We start from the raw sequence: 9,214 nt of genomic DNA, 5'->3' as shown, positions 1-9,214 counted from the left end.
CGATGGTACTGCAGGGGGGACCCTGTGGGAGAGTAGGACGCCGCCGAACAAATTGTGAAGAAAACCCCCGGACCGGGGATACCGGTCCGGGGGTTCTCTGCGTTCAGGAACAATTCTTTCCAGTTCTCATGGGAAGGGGGGGGGCGGTCTCCATCAGGAGACCGCCCCCTTTTTTGTTTTGGTGCGGCTACTTCAGGCGGGACGACGCGACGATCGAGACGACGTGTGCCGGCACGAGCAGCCACACGATCGCCGTCACGGCGACGGTCGCGATCCGCGTGGCCGTCAGGTCGCCGAGCGCCAGGTCGACGACCGCGGTGACGAGCAGCAGGATGGTGCACTCGATGCCGTTGACCAAGCGGTGCAGGCCCACGGCCGAGGCCAGCCGGCGGACCTGCGCGAGGCCGCTGGAGCGCGGTACGACGGACGCGTCGGTCGCCTTCTCCATGCCGCTGTCGGAGCGGGCCACGTGCACCAGGTCGGAGGACGACTTCAGGAGCAGGACGCCGATCGCCGCGGCCAGGCCGGCCACCAGGTAGAGATCGAGGCCCAGTTGGGCGGCGCGGATGCCCATGCCCACCATCACGGCGGCATCGGCGAGGTAGGCGCCGAGGCGGTCCAGGTAGACACCGAGCGGGCTGAACTGGCGGCGCCAGCGGGCGACTTCGCCGTCCACGCAGTCGAGCAGCAGGTAGAGCTGCATGAAGACGACGGAGAGGACGGCGCCGCCGAGGCCCGGCAGGATCAGGGCGACTCCCGAGAGCATCCCCGCGAAGACCATGATCACGGTGATCTGGTTCGGTGAGATACGGGTGTCGACGAGATGGCGGGTCACGCGCAGGGAGAGGGACCTCATGTAGAGGCGTCCGGCCCAGTGCTCCGCCCGGCTGTCCAACTTGCCCGTGGGATGAATGACGTTGCGGAGTTCCTCAAGTTGGACTTTGGCCATGCGGTGTTCTCCCTGGAGGGCTTGCGCGTGATCGGATCGGTCGGCTGACAATGCCGTACAGGGAAGAGCATGACGGTGGCCCGGCCGGCGGTGATCAGCAGGGTGGATATCAGATGAGTCCGGCCGTACGCGCGTACTACGGTGACTGCCATGAACTCCAGTTCCTACGTGATCCGTTCCATACGTTCCGATGAGTGGCCGCAGGTGAAGGAGCTGAGACTCGACGCCCTGCGGGACCCCATCGCGCACCTCGCCTTCCTGGAGACGTACGAGGAGTCCGTGACCAAGCCGGACGGCTTCTGGCAGGACCGGGCGTCCGGGGCCGCCGTCGACGCCACCTTGCGGCAGCAGATCGTGGCCGTGGGCGAGGACGGGGTGTGGGCCGGGTCCGTGACCGTGCTGGTCGAGGAGGCCGGGGAGCAGGACGCGTTCGGGCAGGTGCCCGAGCGGAGTCAGGGACATCTGGTGGGGGTGTACGTACGGCCCGAGCACCGGGGCGGCGAGGCCGGGGTGACCCGGGGGCTCTTCGACGCCGCTCTCGCGTGGTCCTGGAAGGCCGGGCTGGATCGCGTACGGCTGTTCGTGCACGAGAAGAACGGCCGTGCCGAGGCGTTCTACCGGAAGGCGGGTTTCCTGCCCACCGGGCGGACGACCCCGATGCCGGGGGACACCGGAGAGCTGGAGCTCGAGTTCGCCATCGAACGGGGATAGGGCGGTCCTTCGGCCCCGTCCCGTTCAGAGCGGAAGCTCGTACTGCGGCCAGCGTGAGCGGAGTTGTTCGCGGGAGCGGAGGAGCGCCAGGGTCGGCAGGCCGCGGGCCGGGCCCGTGGTCAGCAGGTCGGGGAGCTGGGGGAGCGGGGCCACGGCCGCGATGTCGTCCAGGACGAGCGTGAGTGGTGGGTCGAGCCGACCGGAGGATGACCGTTCGGCCATGCGCCGGCCACGCTCGACCACGCTTGAGGCGAGGGCCGTCAGGAGGGGCATGGCACCGGGGCCGGCCTTGGGGTCCTCGAGGGGTTCACCGATCATATAAAGCGTGCCCCCTTCATTGACGAAGGAATCCAAGGCGAGGCTGTCACTTCGGTTCGGAGTGCAGGATTCTCGGATGTTGACCGTGCCGAGGGCCGACAGGGCACGTGCCGTCAGCTCCTGGGCGATGTCCCGGCGTTCGGGGTGTGAGACGAGCGCGGCCTCGAGCTCGCCGGCGGTGCCGGACGCGGCTCTGGGATTGGTCCGCAGTGCTCGTACGGCGTCCTGCACCTGTGAGCCCTGGGCCCAGCGGTGGACGTGGCGGAAGGCCTTGCCCTCCACCGCCGCGGCGTGTAGATAGCTGCGCATGAGCGTCTCGGCGACGTCGGCCATCGCCTGGTCCGCCTTGGCGGAGGGGCGCACCGGGGCGAGGAGGGCGGCCGCTCTGGCCGCCGCCGTGTCCTTGTCCTCGCAGCCCGCCGAGGGGGACCAGTGCAGCCGGGCCGGGGTGTCGCAGAGGTGGGCGGGGTCGTAGAGGAGGACGGGGCCCAGTTTGGCGCGGGCGTCCTTGGTCTCCGACCAGATGCGGGGGTCGGAGGTGATGACGAGGGCCGGGCCCTCGGCGTCGCGCACGGCCTGGGCGGCGGCGGGGCGGCGGGTTTCCGCGGGGGCGAGGACGACCGCGCGCGTGGACGTCCACGCCGGTTTCTGCTGGGGTGCCGCGGCGGGAGACCGGCCCGCTCCGGCTTCGGTGGAGGCCGGGCCCGTGGCGGCTTCGGCGGCGACGGTGTCCAGACCGCCCAGGTGCTCGTGTGCCGGCGCGCCCGCGGGTCCGGGCACCTGCGAGGCCGTCTCGGCGGTCGCGGCTTCCCTGGGGGCGGTCTCCAGGGGCGGTGCGGGCAGCGGTCGCTGTTCCGTCCTGGCCGGGGGAACCACCGGATCGGGGACGGCCCCGGACCTCCTGGACGCCTTGGACGCCCGCCCGGACGCCCTGGCCTCCAGGCTCTCGGCTCGTCTTCGGGCCCGTCCGGCCCGCCATCGTGCCACCGTGCCCATCACGAACACGGCGAGGACCAGCAGGACCATCAGCTGGCCGATGAACAGGCCCCAGAAGAGGCCGTAGCCCGACAGCTGGGCGGGCGGGGTGTCGGGCCAGGCGCCGGCGATGTCGTGCGGCCGGCCGATCAGGTGGCGCATGGCCAGGGGCGTACGGGTGAAGGTGATCGCGTCCGGCCAGGCGCCGCGGGAGAACCAGCCCGCGAGGCCCGTCGCCGACCACACCATCAGGGTCATGCCGAGGAGGAAGCCCAGCACCCCGATCAGCAGGCCGTCCGGGATGCCGGCGGCCCCCTCGTGCCGGGGGCCGTGGCGGTCGTCGCGCTGGTCGGGGTACGGGCTCATCTCAGGCCACCGTGGACTCGGTGGAGCCGTCGAGATCGCTGAGATGCTGTTCCATGAAGGCGGCCGCCCGTTCCTCGGCCTCCAGTTCGGCGGCGTGCAGGGCGTCGTCGGAGCGCAGGTCGGTGGAGGACTCCGTCATCGCGCGGTCGGTGAAGACCAGCGGGCGTTCCGTCTCGGTGATCAGGTGCTTGACCACCTGGACGTTGCCGTTGACGTCCCAGACCGCGATGCCCGGGGTCAGGGTCGGGATGATCTCGACCGCCCAGCGGGGCAGGCCGAGGACCCGGCCCGTCGATCGGGCCTCGTCCGCCTTCTGCGCGTAGATGGTCCGTGTCGAGGCCATCTTCAGGATGGCGGCGGCCTCCTTGGCCGCCGCTCCGTCGACGACGTCCGACAGGTGGTGGACCACCGCCACGAAGGACAGGCCGAGGCGGCGCCCGAACTTCAGCAGCCGCTGGAAGAGCTGGGCCACGAAGGGGCTGTTGATGATGTGCCACGCCTCCTCCACCAGGAAGATGCGCTTCTTGCGGTCGGGCCGGATCCAGGTGTGTTCCAGCCACACACCGACGATCGCCATCAGGATCGGCATGGCGATGGAGTTCCGGTCGATGTGCGACAGGTCGAAGACGATGAGCGGGGCGTCCAGGTCGATGCCGACCGTGGTCGGGCCGTCGAACATGCCTCTGAGGTCGCCGTCGACCAGCCGGTCCAGGACGAGGGCGACGTCCAGGCCCCAGGCCCGTACGTCGTCTATGGCGACGTTCATCGCCTCGGCCGACTCCGGTTCGGGGTGGCGCAGCTGCTCGACGATGTCGGTGAGCACCGGCTGGCGTTCGACGATCGTCTCGTTGACGTAGGCGTGCGCGACCTTCAGGGCGAAGCCGGACCGCTCGTCCAGGCCGTGCCCCATCGCGACCTCGATGATGGTGCGCAGCAGGGCGAGCTGGCCCGTCGTCGTGATCGAGGGGTCGAGCGGGTTGAGCCGGATGCCCATGTCCAGGGCGGCCGTGGGGTCGAGCCGGATGGGGGTTATCCCCAGCTCCTGCGCGATGAGGTTCCATTCGCCGACGCCGTCCTCGCCCTGGGCGTCGAGGACGACGACCTGGCGGTCGCGGAAGCGCAGCTGCCGCAGGACGTACGTCTTCTCCAGGGCCGACTTGCCGTTGCCGGACTCGCCGAGGACCAGCCAGTGCGGGGCCGGGAGCTGCTGCCCGTAGAGCTGGAAGGGGTCGTAGATGTAGCCCTTGCCGGAATACACCTCGCGGCCGATGATGACGCCCGAGTCGCCGAGACCCGGTGCGGCGGTGGGAAGGTAGACCGCCTGTGCCTGGCCCGTGGACGTGCGCACGGGGAGGCGGGTCGTCTCGACCTTGCCGAAGAGGAAGGACGTGAAGGCGTCCGTCGCGGCGGACAGCGGATCCCGCATCAGTGCATCAGCCCCTACCTGCGGATTCCGGTGGCGAACGGCAGTGTGTTGACGAAGGCACGGTGGTGCTCGCGGTCGCACCACTCCAGTTTCAGATACGACTTGCCTGCCGAGGCGCGGATGGTGCGCTTGTCGCGCGCGAGGGCCTCGGGGGAGCGGGAGGAGACGGTGATGTAGCCGACGAGGTTGACGCCGGCGGCGCCGCTCGCCAGGTCCTCGCCGCGCTGGTCGAGGCGGTTGTGCGAGGCGATGTCGCGCGGGTCGACGGTGCGGTTCATCTTGGCGGCGCGGCTGGCCTCGGCCTCGTCGTTCGTCTTCTCGGTCAGCATGCGTTCGATGGCGATCTCGGTGGGTTCGAGGTCCATCGTCACGGAGACCGTGCGGATGACGTCGGGGGTGTGGACGAGGAGCGGGGCGAGGAAGTTGACGCCGACGGGGGTCATCGGCCATTCCTTCACCCAGGCCGTGGCGTGGCACCAGGGCGCGCGGGTGGAGGACTCGCGGGTCTTCGCCTGGAGGTAGGTCGGCTCCATGGCGTCCAGCTCGGCGGGCCAGGCGTTGCGCTTGGTCATGGCCTGGATGTGGTCGATCGGGTGGTCGGGGTCGTACATCGAGTGGACGAGCGAGGCGAGCCGGCCCTGGCCGAGGGGCTGCCGTACGCGGATGTCGGCTTCCTGGAGCCGGGAGCAGATGTCGGTCAGTTCGCGTGCCATGACGACGGCGAGTCCGGCGTCCCGGTCGACCTTGCGTCCGCCCTGCGGGCGTGCCGCCCGTGCCATGGCCTGGCCCTCGGCGGCGAGTTCACGGGAGTAGTGCATGCAGGCGACGAGGTAGGCGCGGTGCTGCTCGCTGCTCGTGGACACCATGGACTGGAGTTGGTCGTACGACTGCTGGAGCCAGCCGGGGGCGCGCTCGTCGCCGCGCTGGGAGACGTCCTTGGCGTGGGCGTCGGGGTCGGCGGGGAGGGTGCGGGCGAGCATCTGGAGGCGGGTGACGAAGCCGTCGCCGTTGGCCACGTGCTTGAGCAGGGTGCCGAAGCGGTCGACGAGGGCTTCCTGGTCCTCGCTGTCGCGCAGGCCGACACCGGGGCCCTCGATCTCGATGGCGGCGGTGACGGTCCGGCGGTCGGCGTGCAGCAGGACGGCGATCTCGTCGGGTCCGAACGGGGCGGCGAGCCAGGCGATGCGTCCGATGCCGGGCGGCGGTCCGATCTCGACCTCTCTGCCGTCGAGGTGGGTTCCGGCCTCCATGACCTGGTTGCGGTACGTGGTTCCCTGGCGCAGGGTCCGCTTGTAGCTGCGGTTGATCTCGAACCACTTGTAGAACGTGCGCCGCTTGTACGGGACGTACACCGCGGCGAGCGCGAGCAGCGGGAAGCCCATGAGCAGCACGATCCGCAGGGACAGCACCGGGACGAGCAGGCCGCACATCATGCCGAGGAACGCGCCGCCGATGATGAGCGCGATCTCGCCGGACTCGCGGTTCCGGCCGACGATCGCGTTCGGCCGGGCGCGGCCGATCAGATATGTACGGCGGGGCGTGACCGGATGGGACAGGTGGGACTCGGTCGTCAACGCCCTTCACCTCCCGTGCGGTTGCTGTTGCGGGTGTTGCTTGCGTGCGGGGTGTTCACCGCGCTGTTGCGCGGCGGGGGTGCGGCGGAGGGGACAGATCCGCCGCCTCCGTTCGGCGTGCGGCCACTGTGCGCGGCCACACCGCCGGACGCGGGGTTGGCGGGGCGGGGCTGGCTGTTGCCTCCACCGCCGCCGTTGTTGTCGGCGCGGGAGCTGTGGGTCTTGATGCCCTGCGCGACCAGGGTGGCCGGCGAGCTGATCACCGCGGCCGCCTTGCCCTCGGCGCCCTGCATGATGCGGTTGTTGCGGGAGCCGGCGATCTCGTCGCCGAAGCCGGGGACGAAGCGGTAGATCATCGCGCTGGCGAAGATGGCGAGCAGGATGATGGCGAGTCCGGAGACGACGGCGGAGAAGGCGTCGGGGCCTTCGTCGGAGCTGAGGGCGCCGGCGAGGCCGAGCACGATGACGATGACCGGTTTCACCAGGATGACCGCGATCATGATGCCCGCCCAGCGGCGGACGTGGCCCCACAGGTTCTTGTCGACCAGGCCCGCGTAGACGACGGTGCCGAGGAGGGCGCCGACGTAGAGCAGCGCGGCCCGGATGACCAGCTCCAGCCAGAGGATCCCGGCGGCCAGGATCGAGACCATCGAGACGACGATGAGCATGATGGGGCCGCCGCCGATGTTGCCGCCCTTGTCGAGCGCGCCGGAGAAGGTCCCGAAGAACGCGTCCGTCTGGTTGCCGGTGGTCTTGGCGAGCACTTCCGTGACGCCGTCCGTCGCGGACACGACCGTGTAGAGGATCAGCGGGGTGAACGCGGAGGCCAGCACGGTCAGCCAGAGGAAGCCGATCGCCTCGGACAGGGCGGTGCCGAGGGGGACACCTCGCACGGCCCGCTTCGCCACGGCCAGCAGCCACAGGAGCAGGGTGAGGATCGTGGAGGCCGCGAAGACGACGGCGTACTGCTGGAGGAACTTGGGGTTCGTGAAGTCGACGTTCGCGGTGTCGTTCACGGCGGCGGAGAGTTTCTCGATGGTCCAGGAGGCGGCGTCGGCACAGCCGTTCGCGAGGGAGGAGAGGGGGTCCAGGGTGGAGGTGCCGGGGTCGGTGGTGAGGCCGGTTTTGCCGGAGCCCTTGGTGCCGGATTCGCAGTAGTTCCGCGCGGGGCCATGGATGAGGCCGCAGTGGTTGTCGCTGGACGAGGGCGAAGGCGACGGCGTGGGGGCGGCGACCGCTCTCGTGGCCAGCAGCACCGCCGAGGCCTGTACGGCCCCGATGACCGCGGTCAGCTTGAGTACGCGGTGGTTAGCGGGCATACGTGAACCCTCCGTACTCCTCGACGGCCTTCGCGATGTCGTCGGCGCTGGAGGCGCGGTCGTCGCCCGGGACGGGCGCGGGGCCGTCCTTCTGGGAATGCGAGACGATCTTCCAGTCGCCACCGGTCCACTCCAGCTTCATGGTGATGGTGAACCAGCTGCTGGTGACCGGGTTGGTCGAGTTCTCACCGGCGAGACCGAGCAGGCCCCCGCACCAGACGTCGACGGTCGCCGCGTTGTCCGAGGACTGGGTGGTCTTGGTCCCGATGGGACTCGTGCGCGAGACGAATGTGTAGCCCTGCGGTGCCGAGCCGTCCTCGTTCAGGCCCACGTTCTTGTTGAACTGCGCCGTGTACGCCTCGTCCAGCGTCGCCTCGAACTCGGACACCTTGGCGGGTGCGATCACGGTCGCGAGGATCTGGTCCCGCCTGGGCTTCTCGAACATGTCGGCCGACCCGAGCGCCACCGCGTAGTTCGCCGCCGCGCTCTGGGCCCCCTCCGGGGTGTGCGGGAAGCCGGACGGGATGCCCGCGGACTTCGTCGTCACCGGGGGGTTGCCGGAGGCCGCCGTCGGGGACGACGCGGCCTTGTCGCCGCTGCCGTCGCCGGACGAGGCCGCGTCGTCCCCGCGGTTCGCGAAGGCGATCGCGGCGATGAGCAGGACGACCACACCGACGACCGTGACCAGGCTCCGCGAGGAGGATCCCCGGCCGCGCCGCGCGCCGCCGTAGACGTCGCCCGGGCGGTCGGGGAGGCGGGTACGGGTCTGGCCGGAGCCGCCGTACCCTCTGTCCTCGCCGCGCGGGCCGTCGCCGTACCCGGGTTCGTCACCGAGACTCATGCCGCGTACGCCCCCTCAATCTCTCGCTGAACCACGTAGTACGACGGTAGCCGTGCTGGTTCCCGCGCGGGCGCGGTGTGGTGACTGGACATCAGGGAGTTGCAACCTCAGCCGGTGGGCACGACGGACGGATGGATCGGAGGAGCGAGAATCCGGGCGCGCCCGGCCGCGTACTGACGGCACGCCGATGCGGCGCGGCCGTGCCGGGCTACACGGCCATGCCGTACACGATGGTGAAGAGCGTGCCGAGGGATCCGATGATGAAGACCCCGGTGAGCCCGGCGATGATGAGGCCCTTGCCCTGTTCGGCGCTGAAGGTGTCCCGGAGCGCGGTCGCGCCGATGCGCTGTTTGGCCGCACCCCAGATCGCGATGCCGAGGCAGAGCAGGATGGCCACCGCCATCACCACCTCGACCATCACCTTGGCTTCGTTGCCCAGGCTGCCGAAGGGGCCCCAGTCCGGGGCGATTCCACCGATGATTGTGTTGATGTCGCCCTTGTCGGCTGCGAAAAGCATGTAAGTCACCGCCCCTAGTGGGTAGTTCTGCACCCTCTGCCACTGCGCGCAGAGGTCGGGCCCATTCTCGCCGACAATGACGCCTTCGTATGTCGACTTGACGTCATTGGTTGGCGGGATTCGTGCGAATTCCTTGTCACCGGCGTACGCGGGACCCTCTCGGGAGGCGTACGGCGGTGTACGAGAGTCGTATCGTCACTCTGTGTATCACGGGTGGT

8 protein-coding genes are annotated in these 9,214 nt (G+C 69.9%); 1 reads left to right on the top strand and 7 read right to left on the bottom strand.

Features of this window, described 5'->3' with window-relative positions:
• Window positions 1-187: 187 nt before the first annotated feature.
• Window positions 188-949, bottom strand: coding sequence for a CDP-alcohol phosphatidyltransferase family protein (locus ACFYYF_RS38240; RefSeq protein ID WP_388783275.1), 762 nt, complete (start codon window positions 947-949; stop codon window positions 188-190).
• A 150-nt stretch (window positions 950-1,099) separates the two neighbouring features.
• On the opposite strand from ACFYYF_RS38240, the gene ACFYYF_RS38235 reads away from it, so the two are divergent.
• Window positions 1,100-1,660 carry a GNAT family N-acetyltransferase gene (locus ACFYYF_RS38235; RefSeq protein WP_388783272.1) on the top strand — a complete coding sequence of 187 codons (561 nt, stop codon included), beginning with the start codon at window positions 1,100-1,102 and terminating at the stop codon, window positions 1,658-1,660.
• A 24-nt stretch (window positions 1,661-1,684) separates the two neighbouring features.
• Here the strand turns inward: ACFYYF_RS38235 and ACFYYF_RS38230 are convergent, their stop codons facing one another.
• The 6 genes from ACFYYF_RS38230 to ACFYYF_RS38205 form a co-directional block, all read right to left on the bottom strand.
• Window positions 1,685-3,319, bottom strand: a complete 1,635-nt coding sequence (locus ACFYYF_RS38230; RefSeq protein WP_388783269.1) for a type VI secretion protein — start codon at window positions 3,317-3,319, stop codon at window positions 1,685-1,687.
• Between the two features lies 1 nt (window position 3,320).
• A complete protein-coding gene (locus ACFYYF_RS38225; protein WP_388783266.1) occupies window positions 3,321-4,745 on the bottom strand; it encodes an ATP-binding protein in 1,425 nt (474 codons plus the stop codon).
• Between the two features lie 14 nt (window positions 4,746-4,759).
• A complete protein-coding gene (locus tag ACFYYF_RS38220; RefSeq protein WP_361693323.1) occupies window positions 4,760-6,319 on the bottom strand; it encodes an SCO6880 family protein in 1,560 nt (519 codons plus the stop codon).
• Window positions 6,316-7,638 (bottom strand): hypothetical protein, encoded by a 1,323-nt coding sequence (locus tag ACFYYF_RS38215; protein WP_388783262.1) that lies wholly within the window; start codon window positions 7,636-7,638, stop codon window positions 6,316-6,318. The genes ACFYYF_RS38220 and ACFYYF_RS38215 overlap by 4 nt, the downstream gene beginning before the upstream one ends.
• Entirely contained in the window at window positions 7,628-8,479 is an 852-nt protein-coding gene (locus ACFYYF_RS38210; protein ID WP_388783259.1) for a hypothetical protein, read from the bottom strand. The genes ACFYYF_RS38215 and ACFYYF_RS38210 overlap by 11 nt, the downstream gene beginning before the upstream one ends.
• A 208-nt stretch (window positions 8,480-8,687) precedes the next feature.
• Window positions 8,688-8,996 (bottom strand): hypothetical protein, encoded by a 309-nt coding sequence (locus ACFYYF_RS38205; RefSeq protein WP_037622434.1) that lies wholly within the window; start codon window positions 8,994-8,996, stop codon window positions 8,688-8,690.
• Between the last annotated feature and the right edge of the window lie 218 nt (window positions 8,997-9,214).

The sequence above is a fragment of the Streptomyces sp. NPDC001914 genome, from assembly GCF_042891215.1.
GTDB lineage: Bacteria > Actinomycetota > Actinomycetes > Streptomycetales > Streptomycetaceae > Streptomyces.
This window is presented reverse-complemented; position numbering and strand designations above follow the sequence as displayed.

Coding starts and splice junctions, on each gene's coding strand:
- ACFYYF_RS38205 (WP_037622434.1), bottom strand. CDS start 8,996: ATGCTTTTCGCAGCCGACAAGGGCGACATCAACACAATCATCGGTGGA.
- ACFYYF_RS38215 (WP_388783262.1), bottom strand. CDS start 7,638: ATGCCCGCTAACCACCGCGTACTCAAGCTGACCGCGGTCATCGGGGCC.
- ACFYYF_RS38225 (WP_388783266.1), bottom strand. CDS start 4,745: ATGCGGGATCCGCTGTCCGCCGCGACGGACGCCTTCACGTCCTTCCTC.
- ACFYYF_RS38210 (WP_388783259.1), bottom strand. CDS start 8,479: ATGAGTCTCGGTGACGAACCCGGGTACGGCGACGGCCCGCGCGGCGAG.
- ACFYYF_RS38230 (WP_388783269.1), bottom strand. CDS start 3,319: ATGAGCCCGTACCCCGACCAGCGCGACGACCGCCACGGCCCCCGGCAC.
- ACFYYF_RS38240 (WP_388783275.1), bottom strand. CDS start 949: ATGGCCAAAGTCCAACTTGAGGAACTCCGCAACGTCATTCATCCCACG.
- ACFYYF_RS38235 (WP_388783272.1), top strand. CDS start 1,100: ATGAACTCCAGTTCCTACGTGATCCGTTCCATACGTTCCGATGAGTGG.